Source organism: Paenibacillus sp. JJ1683, from assembly GCF_053006485.1.
The window spans coordinates 5,226,104-5,248,503 of sequence record NZ_CM129820.1; the positions used below are offsets into that span (position 1 = coordinate 5,226,104).

The window sequence follows — 22,400 nt, forward strand, 5'->3', positions numbered from 1 at the left end:
GGTTCCTGGAGGGAAGTATGTATGGAAAGTAAAAAAAATGATATTTTACAGGCGGCCATTCGGCTGTTCTCCAGAAAAGGCTATTATTCAACATCTGTTGAGGAAATCGCCAAAGAAAGTGGAATGGCAAAGGCATCCTTCTATAAATACTTTCAAGGGAAAGAAGAACTGCCTTTGGAAATGTGCATCATTCTGGAGAATAACATTGAACAAGACATCCGGGCTCTCTACAGTAAACCTGATCTTTCTAAGCACGATAAACTGCAAGGTTTTATTGTACTTTATTTGAAAAATCTCGTTGAAAACAAAGTGTATCTCATGATGGATCTTCCTGAGCCTTCCATGCTTATTTTTCAGAATGAACAACTCAATGGTGCGTTTGAACAGCATGAATACAAATTGTACAAATGGGTTCACGACTGCCTAATTGATATTTTTGGACCAGGCATTGAAGATCATGCATGGGATATAACCTTTGTACTGAAAAGCATTGTGTTCGAATATATTCGCTTCTTTGCCGATCGGATGAATGATGAAACGATTGAGCATCTAACACAGTTTATCATCTTCTTATCCAGTTCCTTGGCAACCAGCCTGAGCAGTGCTGATTCCGCTCCACATTTGTTCTGGAGCAAAAAGGGCTGGTTACCCGAGAGCGCACTAAGTAATCCCTTTGACCAAGGTCGTCAAATTAACGGCCTGCTCCACTCCCTGGAAGACAGTATACTGCTTTCTTCGTGGAGCACAGAGGAGAAACAGGAGTGTCAGCAAATTTACGCTCAATTAAAGGAAGAGGCTCTGAAATCGAACCCTCAAAAAGGTCTCTTAAAAGCTCTTTTTGCGTATTTGGAGCAATATAAGGAAGTACAAAAGGTGTGTCATTTACTCAGAAATTTATTGGGTCTCGCACCGATATCCGAATAGTGGTGTGAAATTAAGTACACCATGGCAAGTTCATAATTAATAGCAAAGCATATCAAAAAAAGACTGTCTCATGCATAGCATGAACAGTCTTTTTAGGTTAATGCGTTATTCTGATAACTTACGAGGATTATAACCCCGCTTGCTCTCTCAGAATTTCCGCTTTATCTACACTCTCCCACGGTACATCCAGATCTGTACGTCCAAAGTGGCCGTAAGCAGCTGTTTGCTTGTAAATTGGACGACGCAGATCCAACATGCGAATGATGCCTGCTGGGCGAAGATCGAAGTTATTTCGGATCAGTTCAACGAGTTTTTCATCACTAACTTTCCCTGTGCCGTATGTATCGACGTTAATCGAAACAGGCGTAGCTACACCGATGGCATAAGCAAGCTGAATTTCCACCTTGTCAGCCAATCCAGCTGCCACGAGGTTTTTCGCTACATAACGAGCAGCATAAGCAGCAGAACGGTCCACTTTGGTTGGATCTTTACCCGAGAATGCTCCCCCGCCATGACGTGCATAACCACCGTACGTATCCACAATAATTTTACGGCCTGTCAGACCTGCATCCCCTTGAGGACCACCGATAACGAAACGCCCTGTTGGATTAATGTAGTACTTGGTTTGCTCATCCAGCAATTCTGCAGGAACAACTGGCAAAATAACCTTTTCCTTGATGTCTGCTTGAATCTGTTCCAAAGTTGTATCTTCTGCATGCTGCGTAGAAACCACAATAGCATCAATACGAACAGGTTTTCCATTTTCATATTCTACCGTTACTTGAGTTTTACCATCTGGACGAAGGTAATTCAGCGTTCCATCCTTACGCACTTCAGACAAGCGTCGTGCAATACGGTGAGACATAGCGATAGGAAGAGGCATTAGCTCAGGTGTTTCGTTCGTAGCAAAACCGAACATTAATCCTTGGTCACCAGCCCCAATGTTTTCTGTTTCCTTATCTACTTCAGCAGGATCACGGCTTTCCAGGGCAGCGTTAACCCCTTGAGCAATGTCTGGCGACTGTTCATTCAAAGAAGTCAATACAGCGCAAGTATTATAGTCAAAACCGTATTTTGCACGTGTATAACCAATTTCCTTAATCGTATTACGAACAATGGATGGAATATCCACGTATTCCGATTTGGAGCTGATTTCACCAATGACGAGAACGAGACCGGTAGCTACCGATACTTCACATGCTACCCGTGCATTAGGATCATTAGCCAAAAAGGCGTCCAATACAGCATCGGATATCTGATCACAAATTTTATCCGGATGGCCTTCTGTTACAGACTCGGACGTGAACAAATGACGACCTTTTACAGACATGAATTTCAACCTCCCACAATTAAAATACATGAGGATTTTTAATAAATCCTAACATGGCATGGCATTATTCAGTTACCTTCAACTCAACAAATGACGGAAGATATCTTTTACACCTGATTAACAAAAAATGAACCTTTTCCGGTAGGAAAAGGTTGCGTACAAGCCTCAAATGCCATGATATCCTATTTAAAACAAGGTGTCAATTCATGTCATCCAAATAACAAAATTCGAAAATGAAGTGAGTTTACATGCGAACCATTATGATCCACATGTAAATAGCTCCAGTTTATACCTACTATTTGTTTAAAATCTATATCAATAATTACAATTTATAATGTACCAAATTCAGACAAGCTACGTTCAGCGGATTGTATCAATCGTTTAGTAATTTCTCCACCAACGGAACCATTTTGTCTTGAAGTTAAATCGCGCCACTCTACATTTTGATTCCTTGTAAACTCCCCCAATTCTGCAGCAAATTCACTATCAGCATTCGGATGTATATGTGCATATTGAGGATTATAAACAGGTAACCCAAACTCGGCAGCAATTTCATACTTCAAATCATCTAACCTCGCACGGCTTTCGGGAATTAATCGTCTTTGACTTCTTGACGCCATCGTATGCACCCTCCACTCAATGAATTATTTTTCATGAAGTTAGTGTGCAGTGTTTAAAGTCAACTTAGCCAAGAACAATTTGCTATCCCAAGCAGTATTTAAGAAAAAGAGTACCTTAAACAGAGATAGACACCAGTTATTGAACAGTATAACCGCCTCGTACCATAACGACTAGGCCAAACTTCTGCCCTTCTTTTACTTGAATACCTCTTCCTTCTCTAGGAAACGATAATAAATGATTTTTTTCGACAGCCTGGTTATGAACAATTTCAGTTCCAGAAGTAATATCAATAGCACCACTGGCATCCATGCTGTACACAACAGCATTTCCATTACGTAAAATAAATTCTGCCCCAGCTTTGGCAATCAGTTTCTGACCAGGCTTTACATCAACAACCTTCAAAGCCTCTGTCTGCTCCACCGTTGAACTTTTAGCAGCATTAGAGGTTCCTGAAGACGTTGTATTAGAAGCAGTGGTGTTTGTTGCTGGAGCAGTCGAGTTAGTTGTTTTACTACTAGTACTGCTTGCAGTTCCCCCACCTTTGATGGCCTGAGCAATTTTTTGGTCAACGTAGCTTTTGGTTACGACTGGATCATCAGCTGTTCCAGGTTGTCCAGAACTGGAGGCTCCATTAACTGAATTGTTCATCAAAGAGCCAGCCACAATTCCTCCTCCAAGTAAAACAGCAGCCAACGATACTTTATAGCGTGATTTCATGAAAACCTCCTACTGCAGTTATAACAAGTATAGGTAAGCTTAAATTATTGCGCACTTGCTCCAGCGGAACCTTGCATAGCCCATGGCTTATTGAAAGCCAGCTTCAAAGTATCAATACTTGAAACAATATCTTCCGCTTGTTGTTCAGCGGTAGTCACTTTCAAATTAGCCTCGTAAACCTGAAGCTCTGTAGCCAATCCAACATCAAATTGCTTTTTAGCCATATCAGCCGCACTTCTTGCACTCACCAAACCAGCTTGGATCTGTGAGTATTGGCTTTCCAGTGCCTTGATATTGTTATAAATCGTCCTTACAGCTTCTTCCAGTTGTCTCTTTGTGCCTTCTGTAGCATACTGAGCCTTTTCAACATTAAGTTGTTCAGCTTCATAAGGGGTATTTCCTGGACTGCTAAAGTTATAAAGCTTTAAACCCAGTTCAGCCAAATCCACTTTTTGCTCACTCAACCAAATAGCAGTACTGCTAGTGAGTACTTGGCTTACTTTTGTCTCTACATTATCTTTAAATTCAGAATAGACAGGCTTATCCTTTAATTCATAACGTTGCTCTGGTTTGTATCCAATTACTTGGTTCAATGACACATAAGCACTATCCAGATCTTTTTTTGCTTTTTCCAGAGCAGCTTGATTTTGAGTCACCTGATTAGTCGCTTGGGTAACTTCATAATCACTCGACATTTGATTATCTCTCTTGATTTGCGCAACTTTAAGTTTGCGCTCTGCATCTTCAATATTCAATGCTGCCAGTTTAACCGCATTTTGTTTTTGCAGGAGCTTGTTATAAAGATCCTTCACATTATATTCAATACTTTCTTTGGTCATTTCCAGATTCTTTTTGGCAGCCTCATAATTAAGATTGGTTTGGGCATACCCTTTAAAGGCTTTATCTTGACCCTCATCTCCTGCTTCAGCAGGAACAAAATCAATATTTTTTCCAGTTTCTTTCATAATTTTCCCTGCTTGATCGATACTCACTTCTCCTGTTTTAACTGAAGTACTATCAGCTATAGCCAGTTTTACTGCAGCATCATAGGTCAAGGAGTCATTATAGTAAGTATCATAAGTAACTTTGGTCACAGGAGCTGCAAGTGGCTTACTGGACAAGCTAATAGTGTCAGTGGCACTATTAGCTTGATTCGAAATGGTCACTGTTCGTGTAGTTTGATCCCAATTTACTTTGGCGCCTAATGATTGGCTCACAAAACGTAAAGGAACGAGCACTTGACCCTTTTGAATTTGAGTTGCTGCATCCAGCTGTACAGGCTTACTGTTTTTATAAGCAAGTTTAGAACCAATATTTAAAGTTAATGTATCGTCATTTTTAGATGCTATTACTTTTTTGGCTTTGCTGTCCCACTCTACTTGCGCTCCCAAGCTTTCAAAAACACCACGAAGAGGCACTAGGGTTGTATTTTGACTGACTATCGGAGACTGTGTATATTGCTGAGTTACACCGTTAATAATAACCTTTATATCACCTGACTGAGCTCCTGCAAGATTAGCAAACGCAGAAGTAAGAACCAATGTGGATAGTAATGCCACTCCAAAACGTTTCATAATTTCTCTCCTTTGTCAATAAGACTAATAAAAGAAAAGGGCTCCAAAAGGAACCCTCTTCTCATCTAATTCAGTTAACTCAAAAGAGTTGCTCTTAAATTAGTTGTTGTTTTCAACAGTTACTGTTTTAGCAGTTGCATCATAGTTGATGGATGCATCCAAAGCTCTGCTCACCCAGAAGATAGGCAGTACAGTACGGTTTTTGTTAGTTACAGCTTTAACGTCCATACGAATCACAGAACCGTTAACAGTCAACAGGTTAGTGTTCAGTTTGATTTGAGCAACGCGGTCACCTTTAATCAGGGTAACTGTGGAAGTTGCTTTGTCAAACAGGATGTTTTGTGGGGATACACCCAAAGCTTCAGCTGCATAACGTACTGGCAAGTAAGTGCGTCCGTTTTCAGCATAAGCAGCTACATCAGCTGTTTTAGTTTCGCCGTTCACAGTGTAGGAAGTGCTTCCCAGTGTGAAGACAGCTTTAGTTTTAGTAGCACCTGGAGCTGGAGTTCCAACAGTTGCGATTGCTACTTCAGCAGCTGCAGTGTTGTTGTCTTTCCAGTTTTGAGTGTTGTCAGTTGCGCCTTTGTATGCAGTGTAAGAAACTGCGCTACCTTTCAGCTTAGCAACGATGTCGCCTTGTGCTACAGTACGGTCAACAGTCAGCTTAGGAGCGGAGATTGTGATTGTACTTGGAGTAGCAGATTCGCTGTCGATGTAGAAGCTCAGACGGCCTTTGTTGCTTTCGCCGTAAGTATCAGTAGATACGCTCTTCACTTTAACGTCACCAGCTGTAACTTTTACTTCTGGAGTAGAAGCAAAACGTACGCCTGTTGGCAATTCCAAGATTACTTCACGGCTACCGTCTTTCTTAACGAAAGCTTCTTTAGCAGCTTCAGTGATTGTGATATCGCCAACTTGTTGATCGCCCAGACCGATTGTCAGGGTTGGTTTGGAAGCAGCAGCCAGAGTAACTGCTTGTTTCACAGTTGCAACCTTAACAGTACCGCTCAGACCTTGGCTACCAGCAACATCAACATTCAGATCGCCAGAGAAACCTGGTTGCGTAGCAACTTCAACGTTTTTCAGTTTCAAAGTACCAGCGTCTGTTGTGCTGTTAGCGCTATTGAAAGTCAATTTCAAAGTACGTTTGTCAGAGTCAGTGTAGGAAACCTCTGCTCCACCCAAACCGTTAGTGTTCTCCATAGAACCAGAGAAGTTGCTTCCTGGGTTGTTGCTTTCAAAAGTAGACTGCCAACGAGCACCTTCAGGCAGACGCAAAGTTACAGTACGTCCTTTTACGAAAGAACCAGCAACAGTTTCTTTAATTGTTACATCACCAATTTTTTGCTCATCATGACCAGCAAGAATTGTTGTTGGAGTAGCAACGGAAACGCCACCACCGATTTGACCATAGCTACCTACTACCAGGGAGCTAACATCAGTTGTTGCATTACCAGAAATGCTAACTGTTACGTCGCCTTCTTTAGCGCTGTTTTCATCATCAACGTAGAATCCTACAGGCAATTGGAAAGATGTTTGATCACCACTTACTTTATCCAAAGACAAAGTCAGAGTGTCGCCGTCAGTAGAATATTTTACATTTTCAGGTTTGATATCAGTACCAAACAGAATAGTAGCTGGGAATTTAGGAGCGGAATCCCATTTGAAACCGCTTGGCAATTTCAACTTAATGTTGTTGTTACCCAAAGAACCAGCTGTTTCTTCTTTAACTTTCAAAGTTGCAGTAAAATTTTCTTCGCTGGAAACAGTATCAGCAGCACTCAAAGAAACTTGACCAGAAGAAACCACGTTACCAATCACTACTTCACCACTAGTCAAACCGCTTGCGGAAGCAGCATCAACAGCAACTTTGATTGGTCCATTGCTAGGTCCAGTAACATTGATTTTACCAAAGTTCAGGTAAAGATCAGCAGCATCAGCAGAGTTACTGAAATTCAATTCAACTTTTGCAGATTTGTTAGTCAGCTTAGTAACTACAACTGCGTTTGCATCATTGTAACCAGTAGATTCAATGTTTTCAGCGTCGTCGTTATCTTTTGCATCAAGATATACGCCCAAACCATAAGTAGCGTCAGTAGCAGTCTTTACGCGACTAACACCGTTTCCAGCGCCAGAAAATTCAAAACCTTTTGGCAATGTTACTGTAAACGATGCACCAGGTCTGATGGAAGCTTGGCTAATGCTAACTTTTGCTCTACCCAATTCAACATTATTTTGTGCACTGGAGCCAATGCTAGGATTGCTCAGGTTTTGATAGCTAGAAGCTGCATGGATTGCAGTTGGTGCAGTCAATGCTGCGATTGGAGCTGCTACACCAGCAACCAATGTTGCTGTTGCCAGCACGTTGATCATTTTTTTGTTAAACTTTGTCATAACCTTTTTTTCTCCTCCTTGAATATAAACAGAAATATTATTTTTGTCTTTTTGTCGGATCTTGTCACTCATCAGTCGTTACACCTCCTTTCCGAGCTTTATGAGAACCCTTATAAAATGATATCTGTGACAATATCACAGAAGCTTGGAATCTAGTTGAAAGAAAGCGTCCATTTATGACGTACTCCAGTATTATACAATGTGATAACAATGCAGTAAAGATTTTTTTTAGCGAATTTTGTCTTTACGCTTTTGTACCCCTTTGTTTCATACTCACCCAATTAGACGTAGCATGGGTCTAAAAAGTTGCGTCTGTTTCAAAAAAAAATTTATTTTTTTGATTATGTATTCCGCTTTCCACAGTCATAATTATACTATTGAACCTGTTCCTCCGTCATCCTACAACTTTTACCTTCTCAACCTTAAATGTACAAGGGTAATTTATGTACATTAATCAGGTCTTTAATGGAGTATATTCGTAACGAATAATCCATAGAATACATAAAGTACATAAAGACTATAGATTCCTTAGAAATCTAATACTCTAATACACTTTAAATAGTAGAAATGACGGGGAACAGTAATATAATGTAAATATAACAAAATAAATTATTTTACTACATTAATCTTCGCGCCATCAGAAAGCAAACTTACACCCTTAACGACAACATTTTGTCCCTCAGTAAGCCCCTTGGTTATCTCAACCTGTTTGGCACTTTCCTGGCCTGTCTGCACTTCTACACGCTTAGCAACAGAACCCTCCACTACATATGCATACTTCTTACCTGCCTGCTCCGTAATGGCGTCCTGCGATACTAAAATGTTTTTAGGAGCCTCTGTCTTCATATATACAGTTACAACCATCCCTGATTTTAATTCGCCAGAACCATTAGGAACCGAAATCTCGACAGGATATGCCTTAAGGTCATTATCCATTACCGGATTGACGGCCGACACTCTGGCTTCAATGCGCTTGTCTAACGAGTCCACACCTACAGTTACAGATGAACCCACCTGCATCTTCAGAAGCTCTGATTCAGAAACGTTGACCTTAGCAATGATAGGATTGGTATTCGCAATTGTAACAACTGCAGATTGCGCACTAACCATTTGCCCTTGGACTCCTGTTACTACCGATATCGTGCCGGAAATCGGAGCTTTGACTACAGCATCCACCAGTTGACTACGCGCTGTATCTAAGCTTGCTTTGGCTTGATTTACAGAAGCGCGGGCTACATCTATGCCTGTTTTCTGTTGTGCAAGACGTAATGATTTCAGAGCATTATTATATGTTGTTTGTGCACTTTCCTTGGATGTTTGTGCATTGTGAAGTGCAATCTGTGCATTTTCCACCGCAGTTTGAGCCTTTCGGTACGCTATTTGGGACTGCTCTAACTCGGATTGAGATAGAGCGCCCGCACTAAACAACTGTTGGTTGCGGTTAAGCGTATTTTGTGCATCACGTACGGAATTTTGAGCATCAACCAGGCTGGTCTGAGCTTGAGTAATGGAATTGTCTTGCTGTACAAGCGCACTTTTGGCTTGATCCACACTGGACTCTGACTGTTGCACAGATTGCTCTGCGCCTGACTCAGCCTGTTTTAAATTGGCCAAGGCAACCTGATATGATTCCTGGGATTGCTTAATCGAGTCCCGTATATCCTTTTGATCTATAGTAAACAATGTGTCGCCTTTGCTTACCTTTTGCCCCACTGTAAGGTTAATACCTTGAATCTTACCACTAATTTTTGGAGATACTTGAGCCGTCTCCTTGGGAGCAAAGCTTCCAATAATACCTGTTGAGTCGTTAATACTACCTTTGGCCACTTTGGCTACTTGAACCGGAATAGCTTGCTGCGCGGCAGTTGGAGCGGCAGGGGCCTCACCCCCACCGCAACCCGCTAATGCAACTGATAAAAGCAAAGTTGTAGCAATCAGAGCACTTTTTTTATTCATTATGTTTCTCCACCTCACCTTATATATGAACACTTTTTTGTAGTTTCGCTTCTTTTTTCAGTTGTCTCTTTGCCTGTCTTTTCAATTTCCGATTTTTACGTTTTTGTATCATATTATCTAGGATTACGTAGACTACCGGAATAAGAATCAATGTAATAATAGCAGCGAAGGACAACCCGAATACAACAACTACTGCCATCGGTGCTTGTGTTTCGTTACCACTGCCTGTAGCAAATGCCATTGGAAGCAATGCTAGTACAGTTGCCAGCGTCGTCATCAAAATTGGACGTAACCGTTCAGACGCTCCATGAATAATGGCTTCATCTCGATCTTCGCCTTCTTTTCGAAGCTGAATTATAAAGTCAATCATAACAATCGCATTGTTGACGACCAAACCGACGAGCATGATATAACCGGTAAATGCTGATACGCTGAGGCTTGCTCCCGTTACAGCTAAACCGATAAGCACACCAATTACCGTAGGTGGAACTGAGAACATAATAACAAATGGTGTAAGCAACGATTCAAACTGTCCAGCCATAACCATATAAATCAGCACGACTGACAGCAAAATAGCTATCGCTAAGTTCATAAAAGATTCCATCATTTGTTCATTTTGTCCGCCACCCGTATCTGCACTATAGCCTTCTGGGAAGTGAGTACTTTTCAAAAGAGCATCTATTTTTTGATTAATGGTAAGAATATCCCCTGTTCCGTCGATATCAGCTGTAATCTGTACTTGACGGGTTTGGTTTTCACGAGTAACAGTATCGGGTACACTCCGTTTATCAATACTTGTTACTGATGATAAAGGAACATCAATCCCCTGCGAGGTGGTAATACGCAAGGCTTGTAGAGATGACAGATCATGGCGGCTTTGCTCTGGCAATGATATCTTCACATCAATCTGATCATCACCCGTACGATAGCTTGTGGCGGCTGATCCATTAAATGAAGTATTAACTGCAGATAAGATTTGAGTTGCTGACAAGCCATATCGACTAGCAAGCTCCCGATTAACGGTAATTTCATATTCTTCACGAACTGCACTCAAGCTACTTTTGACATTAACGGTACCCGGTATTTTTTTCACATCCGCAACGAGATTGTCCGAGAGTTCACGCAGGACGTCCATATCGTCACCTTTTAAATTAATGTTAACAGCCTTTCCACTCGAAAGACCTGTTGCAGATGCTAGTGTAATCTCTGCATCTGGAATACTATCAAATTTCTTACGAAGGCCTTCAACTACAGCGTCTGTTGGCTGATGCCCATCCTTCAGCGTTACATTTATATCTGCCGAGTTGGATGGGGCTGCACCTGAAAAGCCTGAGTTGCCACCAGAACCAACCGTGACTGTCATTTTATCCAGATCAGGAACTTTCAAAATTTCTTTTTCTATACCTTGAACTACCTTCTCCGTTTCTTCCAAGACTGTTCCATTCGGAAGTTTCACATTAATCGAAAATTCACCAGTATCGGACTCAGGGATAAATTCAGCCTTAACCAAAGGAACCAAAGCACCTGCCGCCACAAACATTAATAAAGTAATGATTAACACAGATTTTCTGTGGTTAATTCCCCACTTCAGTACACGTCGATAGCCACCCTTAAATTTCTCAAATCCGATATTAAACCACACAATAGGGTTAATACCTTTATAAGTACCTGAAGAGTAAATGGATTCATCTGGTATGCTAGGTAACCAACGCGAGCTAAGCATCGGCACAATTAGAAGGGATACCAGCAAAGCAGCGATGTGAGAGAAAATTACAGTTAACGCCAACGGTTTAAATAGGACCCCTGCAATTCCATCAACAAAAACAACTGGTAAAAATACTACAATCTGTGCAAGTGCAGATGCCATAACCGCATTACCCACTTGCTTGGAGCCGTCAATAGCTCCTTGTAGCATACTTTTGCCTTCATGTCGCTGCCTAAAAATATTCTCAATAATAACAACGGCAAAGTCGACGAAGGATCCTAACCCCAAAAGCAAACCGCTCAATGAAATAACATTAATGGTTTGTCCGGTGAAATACATCATCATAAACGTTGCTACGAAGGAAATTGGAATAACGATCGCAGCAATAATAGTAGAACGTATACTGTTCAAAAATAATAGCAGTACAATGGCTGCGATAATAAGTCCCAATATAGCATGCTCTATTAGCGAGTGTACGGAGTCTCTAATAGGCTTAGAAGCATCTGTTACCATTTCCAATTGAGTTCCCGCAGGTAACTCTTTCCGTATTGAATCTAAACTCTCCTTCACTGAATTGGCGATTGAAAGAGTATTTCCACCTGTAGCCTTAGTAACAGAAATATTAATACTTGGCTTTCCATTAAAGGTAGAAATAATAGTAACATCTTCGGTGGAATCTTCAACAGTCGCAATATCCTTTAATTTCACGCTTCCCTTACCTACAGGGATTGGCGTTTCACCCATTTCCGAAACAGCCTGATATTCACCTTGTACCCGAAGCTGAATTTGTGTATTACCACGATATACAGAACCAGCAGACCCAGCAATGTTATTAGCCGATAGCGCTTGGCTGATTTGGTCCAGAGTAATACCATAGCTTTGTAGCTTGGCCTGATCTACAGTGATCTTTACGAGTCGTTCTTGGCCGCCTGACATGTTGGCTGCGGCTACTCCCGCAATTCTTTCAAGTCGCGGCTCAATAATATCTTCAGCAATAGGCTTCAGCTTGTTAATATCCTGGTCCCCTGTAAAAGCGAGGGTTATAACTGGTGTTGCGTTAAGATCCAATTTAAGTACGCGTGGCGAATTTGCCGCCTTAGGAAGAGAGCCTCTAACCCCATCGATTTTATCTCGCATATCGAGGGTTGCCTGATTTATATCTACTCCCCAGTTAAATTGAATCATGACCATAGATGTTCCTTCTGAGGACTCGGACATGATCGTATCCACATTCTCGATAGAAGCCAGATTTTTCTCAATAGGTTTAGTAACCAATTCCTCAACTTCTGTAGGTGTTGCATTTGGAATACTGGTCACCACTGCAGCATATGGCAGCTTCATATCCGGCATCTGCTCTACAGGAAGCCTTAACGCAAAAATACCGCCCCCGATTAACAAAGCAATAATTAACATAAATACTGTTACAGGACGGCGTATTGAAAACTGAGACATCTCATCACTCCCCACTCACTTCTCTATGTAATATTTAAGCACACACATCCTCTACTACGATGAAATAGGCGTAAAGTTTCAGATAAATGCGCAAAAAAAACATATATAAAAATAATAAACACATTTTGAGATAAATCCTTAAAAAAAAGCAATTAATTACAGTCGTTTAAGGCAAATCAAAAATAAAAAAAACGCCGAAATGCTTATCCAAAGTATTCATCTCACTGATATTATGGCACAGGCCCGTAATTCCAGTCAAATAGCTGATTTATAAAAAACATCCCTCTCATGTATATGAAAGGGAATTTCCATTTCGCATGGAGGGATGTTTAATAATTACAGGTTTTTAATTGATTAGATTTTAGGAAGCAGTTTTTTATCAGCCATAACTTTGGCTACAATAATCGCTGCATCTCCGCGCAAGGTCAAGGATGTAGGATTAAACATATAACCTTTTTTCGGATCACTTGCATCTACAGGAGACCCTGTGATAAAGCCTTTCTTGGCGATAGCCAATACAGATGCTTGCGCATAGTAATCGATCTTGTCCGCATCTTTAAAGGTCTTGGACAGATTTTTCATGATCTTGTCATGATCTGTTTCCAGCTTCAAATTCAATGCCTTGGCGATAATGACTGCTGCATCTTGACGTGTGATTACATCTTCCGGCATAAAGATTCTTGGTTGCGAACCTTTGACAATACCGGCACGCGCAGCTGTTTCAATATAACGATAATCGTAGAGCGCATCTGCGGATATCGTGTTTGGAATAGACACATCGTCGAAATGCTTCGCTCCGCTGAAATTAAGCGGAATTTGCAGACCTTTCACAATCATCGACGTGAATTCGCCTCTTTTAATATAGCTGTCAGGTCCAAAGCTATTAATTGGATCCATTGGGTTCATAACACCTTTAGCCAAGATTGCTTCGATGTAATCTCTGGCGTACTTGTGCTTAATGACATCACTATATGTTTCTCCAACCTTAGCAACTACATAATAGCCAAAACGATCAAACGGTACTTTAATGGTATGTTTCTTCGGATCCACCACACCACCAATGTTCTGCCAATCCTTCAAATCAGGATCAAAAAAGAACACCGTCATTTGTTTCCCTGCATCCTGAGCAATACTGCTATCATACGTCAGCGTCAATGTAGCACGCTTGGAAGGTACCAGCTCGTTGGATGGGTCACGCCAGTAGAAGTTTTTAATCTTGCTACTGTCATTTTGCGATTTGTTTGCCAATTGATATGGATCGGCACCATACGTTACCGGGTCGTAAGCATCTGTTTTGATATCATCTGCTGTACCAGGGTCAATCCAGAATACTGGACTGGACTTGGTAAAGCGACTTGGGAAATCTCTGTTGAAGTATCTACTTCCATCTGCAATCAGACTCTGCATATCGGACAATGCTTTTTCAGTTTCAAATTCATGACGATCTACCACACCATCTTCGCTATTCGCGATCGCAAAGTACAAAGTATGACCAGAGAAAACCTGATTTTTGAATTGCTGTGGTTGATCGTAATCCCGACGTATCAGGCTCGTTCCCTTTGCAAAAGCAAGTGTAAGATTACCATCGAACACTTTGTGTGATGTTTTCATCGCTTCCATGTACTGCTCGCCAGGGATATTAGTAGGCACATATTTAACAGTAATGGTCTGTTTTAATTTTTCCTTGCCTACTGTAACCACTACATCAATTTTATTATCTTTGTTGGCTTTTAGACCTGTAACGATGGCTTTGTAAGTTGATGGGTAGTCCACAGTACCATCATAATCAGAGTCGAAGCCTTCTTGAACTGCTGTTTCCTTACCTACTGTAACACTATCTGCATTACCTGCGTTTACAACAACTTGCACAAAGTTTTGATTTACGATCCGTTTTTCAGGAAGCGGACGCAAGATATCAAAAGATGTGGATTGACCGGATACTTGCAGCCGGAAAGTAGCAAACGGCCCGCTCTTGCCGCTATTGTACAAGGTAATGTTATAAGCTACTGGCGTTCCATCTTGCGAAATAGTTTGGTTTTTCAATACAAAACTGAAATACTTTTTGTCCGGATGGTAGTATACGAGCAGATCTTTTAGATCTTTGCTTGTAAACTTATCCGTAGTAGCACCAGAGTTGTATGCCGTTTTGGCATCTTCTGCCGAGAAGAACTCGTTATTCAGCGTCCAGTTAACCTCACTGTCGTCTGATCCCTTAATCTCTAAAATGTATTGATCTTTATTGGCAATATCACTTAATGAACCACTCACCTGATCCGCTTTACCCAAATCAGCAATACTGAAGGTACCAAAGATATTGATATTTTTCAGAGATGTTTTGTAGTTAGTGTCATCTACTTTAGTGAAATTTGCATCTTTTGCTTTCGGTGCAATTTCGCTATACTTCGGCGTATTGCTCAAGCCGCTAACAGGTGTAAAAGGAATAATGCCCTGTGTGTTTGGAACAGGAATTACTGGAATATTCGTTTGTGTAAAGTTTACTTTTACCGTATTGCTATACTCAATACCTGGCTTGAACACAAACTTGATTTCATTATTTCCGTTTGCCAGTGCGTTGGCAGCCGCATCATACGAAGAAGCAGCCAGCTTAAAGTTCGCTCCGGAGCCATCAAGATCAACTAATACGTTGTTCACATACAAAAATACATTTCGGTTACTGCCAGTGTAGTGAATATCCGCTGCATTACTTACATCCAGCAATTTACCTTTAAAATAACCTAATTGATTCAGTTTATACGTATTCAAGTTTGCACTTGATGTATTCAACGGAATTTGTTGACCATCATAAATCGTATCGTATTTCATGAATGGCCCCTGCAATAAGTTTACAGTTGCCTTAATCAATTTGCTTGAGTCATTCAGGTAGAAACTCAGGACGTTTTGTCCTTCTTTAGGCAAAGTATCTACATAAGCGACAACTTTCTTCACTTGTGTTGACTTACCATTGATTGTCCGAATCACATCTTGGGGTGAACCCACGGTATGAACGGATACACCAGAAAGCTCGCTAATTGAACTAGGTGTACCATTAACAATGATAAACTCCATACCTACAGGCACAGATGGAGCATCTGTAGTCTTGTTCTTCATAGAACTTCCCGTTAATTTCATAGCTTCATCTATGGCAGCAGCTTGATCAGACCCACTACCATTAATTCTACTTAACAGCTGATTATTAAAATCAGGGAGAAAGTTCACGTCGTCAATATAAGGCTGAGTGCTGCTGCGCAATGTAAATTGAACCGCAGATGCATTGGAGCTTGTTCCATCTGCAAACCCTACACTCAGGGATGCACGAATCAAGTGGTCAGTTACGATACCATCAGGCACAGTTACCTGGAACGGATATACTTTGTAACCACTAGATGTAACCACATTGGCTGTATCAATCGTAGCATCAATTCCATTGGTATCCCCAATGGCGCTACCGTTATTGCTTACATCCGTAAATCTGGCATTAATTTTGCTCACTACTGGATCAGTTGCCCCGGAAGGAACCAGAACATTACCTTTCAAAACCACACCGCTTGTAGACGATACGGTAAAGTCAGGCGAAGTCGTCAGATCAGCAGACACATTGCCGTCCTTATTCAAGGTCAAATCAGAAAATTCAGGTTTACCGGTATATATCGTAATTTCACGCGTAACTGTAAGAGCCTGAGTTCCGTTATTCACTTTAATCGACACTATATTTTTACCCGGAGTGAGTACAACACTACCTGTTAATTTATAGCTAGTATAAGAGGAAACATTATACGTGTTACTACTTTTTGTAGAAGTGAGCGTTACACTGTCAGCATTAGGCGCTGTACCTTGAATGACTACCTTCACGTCATCTGTGCCGCTATTTTTTGCATCTGTCAGCACCGCCGTCTGATTCTCTAGCAACTGCTGGGTTTGGCCATTCAGCGTAGCAGACAGATCATATAGCTTGGGTCCATCCTGATACTCAATGTAAATGGAATCCTTCATTTCAGCCGAATTTTGACTGCTTTGGAATGTAATTCGGTTCAAACCAGGGAACAGTTTAATATCTGAAATTTGAATTGTAGAGCCATTGACCGTAATTCCGCCCTTTTGACTCTCATTTTTATTAACTACTGTAAGGTTTGTTCCATTTTTGGAGAGTTGGAATACACTATAAGATATAGTACTTCCATTCACTCCGTTAATCGTACCGTTAACTGTAACACGGTCGGTGTTTACCATTCTGGCCGAATCCGCATCATATTTTTCATTTGGAAAAATGAAATAAGTTCCTGTCGCAGCATGAGCCGTACCTACCAGGGCCGCCGGCACCAAGCCAATGATGAGACCAACCGTCAGCAACATGGATAGCAATCGTTTCAAATCATTGTCCTCCTTTGATTCTGTCGCACCTTGGGGTACGTAATCATTCATTACTTTTTTTATCGGTAGCAAACATACAAAAAATTAGTAAATTCTCAAAAAAGGAGGGAGTTTTTTTACAGCAAACATCAAAAAAGCCTTCAAACCCGCGGTATACCGCTAAGCTTGAAGGCTTACATTTAAATTAAAATTATAATTTCGATCGCGTCTGGGAATCTGGCTTAGCCAACAACCGAATTAGTGTGTTAAGAACAGGACGTTTGGTTTTGCCAACGAGCCCAATAACTTCTGCCCCGATCTGTAGGAAGAACATCATGATACATATCACGACAAAGGTGACCCAGTTGGCTTCATTAAGCGCAGCCGACGATTGAATCACGGCTAATATACCGAAAAATACAGCAATACCGTAGATAATCAACACCGTCTGTCTGTGGCTGAAGCCTAGTTCGCGTAAGCAGTGATGCAAATGACCTTTATCCGGTGAGAATATCGGTTTTTTCTGCAACTTGCGACGAATAATAGCAAAGAATGTATCTGATAAAGGCACACCGATAATAATCAATGGCGTAATAAATGATACGATAGCAATTTGCTTGAAACCAAGCATTGAAAGCATAGCCAAAGAAAAGCCTAAAAATAAGGACCCTGTATCACCCATAAATATTTTTGCAGGATGAAAGTTGAAAAACAAAAATCCGATAATACTGCCCAACAGTACAAGGCAAAGCATGGCTACCATGTAATTGCCCATTAGTAGTGACATCACAGCGATCGTTCCAATCGCAATTCCTGAGACACCTGCAGCCAGTCCATCCAGACCGTCAATCAAATTGATGGCATTGGTCACACCTACGATCCAAAAAATCGTAAGCGGAATGGAAATCCAGCTTTCTAAAGAAGAGTATGCATCTTGAAAAGGTACATTTACAAAATCCACACGAATATCAAAAGCAAACACGACCATACACGCCACGGCAATTTGAGCCAAAAATTTCAATTTTGCATTAAGATCAAGACGATCATCGAGAGCACCAATCAATGTAATCAGCGTACCGCCAATCAGAAAGGCTGCAATAAAGTTAATATCCCGCGAGGACAGCATTCCGTCAGGCACAAAAGGTAACATCGCCAATAAGGACAACAGAAATGCCAAGAAAATCCCCAGACCGCCAAGACGCGGCATAATTCGGGTATGTACTTTTCGGGCATTCGGCACATCGACGGCTCCAACCTTCACAGCGAATTTCTTGACGAGCGGTGTCAGTAACAGCGCAAGTCCCAGTGCCATGATGAAACCAATAATATAGATCAATAACATTTGATCATTCGACCCCCAATTTTAAAGCAATGCCTTTTCAGATGTAACCGCATTGAATTATACTCTGATCAAAAATAAATACCAAGCCTCATATTCTGGCAAATTAGCGGGTTTTAAAGGCAGATTCAAGCTATTTATCACACTTTTGTGACGTTTTCTTTTTCACGCATCACTTTCACTGCGAATTTCGGCAACGCAAGCATTCTTTTGTAACGAGTGGGCTCTTTTAGGAGTCTATATAACCACTCGGCTCGTAGCTTTTGAAACAGTTTAGGTGCGCGTTTTGTTTTGCCTGATATAACATCAAAACTACCGCCGACCCCCATCATCACCGGCACACCAAGTTTATCCTTGTATTTACCAATCCAAGGTTCCTGTGTGTCCGCTCCACGTGCTACAAACAACAAATCAGGGTTCGCTTCACGAATAGCCGCAATCACTGCTTCGTCCTCGTTAGGACCAAAAAAACCATCGCGCTTGCCACAAACCGTAATTCCAGGATAAAGCTCATGTACCCGCTGAGCGGTCGCCTGAATCACTTCAGGCGTCGATCCAAGTAAGTAAACTTTCCAATGATAGTTTTCTCCAGCTGCGAGCAATTCATGTAACAAGTCAAAACCCGCCACCCTCTCGGGTACAGGATGCCCAACATAGTTTGCAGCCCAGACCACACCAGTTCCATCCGGAACAATCAACTCTGCCTGTTTCATCACATTCATATACACTGGATCTTCCAATGCAGCCATTACCATAATCGGATTGGCAGTGATCACTTGATGGGGGCGGCGAGACTTCACCGCCTGAATTAATACATTTAATGTATCTTTCATATTAAGCCTTGATACCTGAACACCGAAAATCGGGACGGTAGGCACACTCGTAACCTTATCAACTGTCACTGTATCCATCATCCTTTGCGACACAAGTAATTAACGATATGTTGTGCTGGTAAGCGAGCCTCACTTTTTAACAAAGCAATTGCTGCCCCCTGGCTCTCAATCCATTGACTGCGCTGATCCAGCAGTCGTATGGACTCATTAGCCAACTTTTGCCCATCCAGTGCATCTGTAGTACCTACAGGCTGGCTACCAACACGGCTGAGGAAATGATCAATTTTGGGATCGTAAGATATCCCCAACGGGGGCACCTGATGGGACGCTGCATAAATTAAGCTGTGAAGCCTCATCCCGATCATCAAACTACATCTGCTGACTTCCAAAAGCATCTGTTGCGGATCGGTAACTTGTTCACACATGCTGACAAGGCTTCCCGTCCCCCTAATATCCCCCAACAAATCCATTACCATCCTTGAAGCCTGTACGTCGTCAGGTAAATGGAATGGCAAGAAACGCAAGTGAACACGGCGTTCCGCGGCTAATCTTTTTAAGCCGTCTGCAATAGCCGTTAAATCGCGTTGTTCCTTATCCCAGTAGCGTACAGACACACCAACAACCGGGAGTTTATCCTCATCAGTCTCAGTTGCTGCATTATGTAGCTCGGAACCAGAGGGCAAAGGAAGCCCCATTACAGGGTCAGGAACAACATGAACAACCGGGCGTTTCAGTTTCATGGTACCCAGCAAAGCAGCAGATTGCTCATCTCTGACGGAAACATATTCACAGCGTTGAAACACAGATCGGATCATAGGATAAAATATCTTCCGCTGTACCGGGCCCATGCCCTGAGCGTATACAAACGTAGGCTTTCCAGCCCATTGAGCCAGTTTCAGAATCGCTAGATAATAAGGAATGCTTTTAGGGCTTGTAGCATCCTGGAGCAGACTCCCGCCGCCACTAATTAGCCCATCGCTGTTTTTAATCGCTCTCCGCACTTCTCCTAGGCTCATACGCGGAACAGCTTCTACTCCGTACATTTTCTGTGTCCAAGCAGGGTCAGAAGATAGAACAACAGGCTTGACCGTAATCCCCGCCTGACGACTCTCCTCTTCTAAAGCAGTCAGAATCGACTTGAGCACCGCTTCATCCCCACTATTGCGAAACCCGTAATAACCCGAGATTATTATCGTTTTAGCTGTGGTGACCATTTCTTCCAACATCCTTCCAGCACTTGCCACACGACAATTGCGATGATTCCCAGCACCAGACCCAATCCCAATCCCAACAGCCCGCGACTAAGCGAGAGTGCAGCTGGAGAGTGAATGTGAGCGAAGGTATCCACCATCGAGGCTTGACCAATAGCAGCTATGATCAGCAAATAGATTGCTTTGCGATATTTCAAAGCCAAGAATATCCCTGCAATAAACAGTGGGTGAGCCATTAAAAATTCCTTATTACGCGGGCGTACACCAAACGCATTCTCAAGGAAATTACGGAAAACCAGTTCTGTGTTCGACACCGTACCTGCGTTTCCAGTACGAGTCAAATAGTAGTAGCCTGCCGCTGCGATAACAGCCAATACGATAACCCACAATACAGTAATCGGCGTACGTAACAGTTTGGAGATTTCCTCCCGTATAGAAACGCCACGATAAAAGAAAATATAAATCGCAGCCAAGAAGATCGGCAGAATGTGAAGCAAGCTTACACCTCTAAATTGGTTTAACACCAGACTGTAGGCAATGCTGTTCAACAGTGCAATAACAAAAGGCACTGCAGCCAGCGACAAGATCGCTGTCTGTACGTATAGTATAAGCGTTTGACTCAAACGTTGACCTACAGAAAGTTCAGGCCCCTGTTCACGTTTAATTCTGATCGTACGCACTGCAATGATCATTGCAACCGTAGGTCCGCTAATCGCTGCGAGCAGCGCCAAACCTTGTTCCATTAAGCTGGAGTTCAAAACATAAAGCCCTGCAGAGCCTACCAAACCGAGTGCAAATGCAAGCAGAGTCAATGCCGGAACGAAATAGGACACCATTATGGAGAAGAAAGCTAGTGCACCCAGTACGACGATCATTTTGAGATAGCGCTGAATGGAGGAATCGACCACTTGGAACGGTTCAGCTTGTCCAAGTTCAAACCCTTTTTTCTCCATTCGTTGTATAGCGTTGCCCGGTTTGTCTAAGCTGTGAATCAGGTTGTCAACCGAGTCTTTCACCTTGGCCTCAGCAACACTACGACTAGGCGCGGTATTCAGATACAACATGCGAATATTCCGATCCTTGGTGGCCAGTGCAAAACGATCGGCCAACGTTTCCACATCGAGCGTTGCATCTTTATCACTTAGTGAGTATAGACGCACAACATTATAGTGGATATCGTAAGCAAGCTTATTGAAGCCTGCCTGCGGTTTTTTTAAGTTTTCGATAGCAGCTAGGCCAATATCGTATTTGTTCAGCAATTTAGCAAATGCCGCTAAGCTATGCTCTTTCTCATTATCAGTAAAGCCTTTGACTGAATCACCTTCAAACAAAATGCGTTTTACACCATTTTGCTGAAAGGAAGCCAGCATCTCTTCCGTCAACTCCTGGTTATAGGGAAGGCTGTCACTCATGCGTGGAACAATAAAAAATCCTTTGCTCCGAAGCTGCTTCATAGCAATCGGGTCAGGCTGCATAGGCTTGAGATACGCATCCTCGGGGGATGTTTCCACAACAAGCCCCTCCTGTCCCTGATAACTCCACGGCTTTACGTTGATGCCCAAACTTGTAAACGTACGTAAAATTAACGGCTTTAGTGCCTCAGCATTTTCTTTGTCAGCGAAAACAACGTACGTATAATTCTCATTTGCAGGTGAAAGACGTTTTTCTAGATCCGCAACATTCTGAGTCGTATATGTTACAATACGGCCCGCTTTACGGAAATCATCCAGCGTACTTTCATACATCGCCATGCTGTTCACACCAGCCTGTTGTAAGCGGTCAAGCTGCTCATTCAGATAGTCCTGCGGATGAGCCTGATACGAAGCCGCCTCCGTCAAATCCCGATAATCGAATACAATCTCTACTTTTTTACTTGAGGATTCTGTCTTTACACGATCGGCGATGACTGGAATGGAAGCCAGCAAGCCAACAGCGACCAGAATCCACAACCATTTTCGAGAAGTCGTATTCCAATACTGCCATTTCTGATACACCAA

At 42.1% G+C, this 22,400-nt stretch carries 13 protein-coding genes; 1 reads left to right on the forward strand and 12 read right to left on the reverse strand.

What is annotated here, in order from left to right:
* Positions 1–21 precede the first annotated feature (21 nt).
* Positions 22–924, forward strand: a complete 903-nt coding sequence (locus ACUC6J_RS22475; RefSeq protein ID WP_447249446.1) for a TetR/AcrR family transcriptional regulator — start codon at positions 22–24, stop codon at positions 922–924.
* A 127-nt stretch (positions 925–1,051) separates the two neighbouring features.
* Here the strand turns inward: ACUC6J_RS22475 and metK are convergent, their stop codons facing one another.
* From metK to ACUC6J_RS22535, 12 genes are all read right to left on the reverse strand, one after another.
* Positions 1,052–2,254 (reverse strand): methionine adenosyltransferase, encoded by a 1,203-nt coding sequence (metK, locus tag ACUC6J_RS22480; protein ID WP_013373407.1) that lies wholly within the window; start codon positions 2,252–2,254, stop codon positions 1,052–1,054.
* Positions 2,255–2,583: 329 nt separating this feature from the next.
* Positions 2,584–2,874, reverse strand: coding sequence for an alpha/beta-type small acid-soluble spore protein (locus ACUC6J_RS22485; RefSeq protein WP_044786140.1), 291 nt, complete (start codon positions 2,872–2,874; stop codon positions 2,584–2,586).
* Positions 2,875–3,010: 136 nt separating this feature from the next.
* A complete protein-coding gene (locus ACUC6J_RS22490; RefSeq protein WP_044786141.1) occupies positions 3,011–3,592 on the reverse strand; it encodes a hypothetical protein in 582 nt (193 codons plus the stop codon).
* A gap of 44 nt (positions 3,593–3,636) precedes the next feature.
* Entirely contained in the window at positions 3,637–5,166 is a 1,530-nt protein-coding gene (locus ACUC6J_RS22495) for a stalk domain-containing protein (protein ID WP_447249447.1), read from the reverse strand.
* A gap of 99 nt (positions 5,167–5,265) precedes the next feature.
* Positions 5,266–7,632 carry a copper amine oxidase N-terminal domain-containing protein gene (locus tag ACUC6J_RS22500; RefSeq protein WP_447249448.1) on the reverse strand — a complete coding sequence of 789 codons (2,367 nt, stop codon included), beginning with the start codon at positions 7,630–7,632 and terminating at the stop codon, positions 5,266–5,268.
* A gap of 537 nt (positions 7,633–8,169) precedes the next feature.
* Positions 8,170–9,516: an efflux RND transporter periplasmic adaptor subunit gene (locus ACUC6J_RS22505; RefSeq protein WP_016822903.1), complete on the reverse strand. Its 1,347-nt coding sequence runs from the start codon at positions 9,514–9,516 to the stop codon at positions 8,170–8,172.
* Between the two features lie 19 nt (positions 9,517–9,535).
* Complete coding sequence (locus ACUC6J_RS22510) at positions 9,536–12,673, reverse strand: efflux RND transporter permease subunit (protein ID WP_447249449.1); 3,138 nt, start codon at positions 12,671–12,673, stop codon at positions 9,536–9,538.
* A gap of 354 nt (positions 12,674–13,027) precedes the next feature.
* The gene (locus ACUC6J_RS22515) at positions 13,028–17,041 is read right to left on the reverse strand and encodes an S-layer homology domain-containing protein (protein ID WP_447249450.1); all 4,014 of its coding nucleotides are present in this window, start codon (positions 17,039–17,041) and stop codon (positions 13,028–13,030) included.
* Positions 17,042–17,231: 190 nt separating this feature from the next.
* The gene (locus ACUC6J_RS22520; protein WP_019688811.1) at positions 17,232–18,362 is read right to left on the reverse strand and encodes a glycosyltransferase family 4 protein; all 1,131 of its coding nucleotides are present in this window, start codon (positions 18,360–18,362) and stop codon (positions 17,232–17,234) included.
* Positions 18,363–18,499: 137 nt separating this feature from the next.
* Positions 18,500–19,261 carry a WecB/TagA/CpsF family glycosyltransferase gene (locus ACUC6J_RS22525; protein ID WP_016822899.1) on the reverse strand — a complete coding sequence of 254 codons (762 nt, stop codon included), beginning with the start codon at positions 19,259–19,261 and terminating at the stop codon, positions 18,500–18,502.
* An 8-nt stretch (positions 19,262–19,269) separates the two neighbouring features.
* Positions 19,270–20,406, reverse strand: coding sequence for a polysaccharide pyruvyl transferase CsaB (gene csaB, locus ACUC6J_RS22530; RefSeq protein ID WP_016822996.1), 1,137 nt, complete (start codon positions 20,404–20,406; stop codon positions 19,270–19,272).
* Complete coding sequence (locus tag ACUC6J_RS22535; RefSeq protein ID WP_447249451.1) at positions 20,382–22,397, reverse strand: DUF5693 family protein; 2,016 nt, start codon at positions 22,395–22,397, stop codon at positions 20,382–20,384. The genes csaB and ACUC6J_RS22535 overlap by 25 nt, the downstream gene beginning before the upstream one ends.
* Positions 22,398–22,400: the final 3 nt, after the last annotated feature.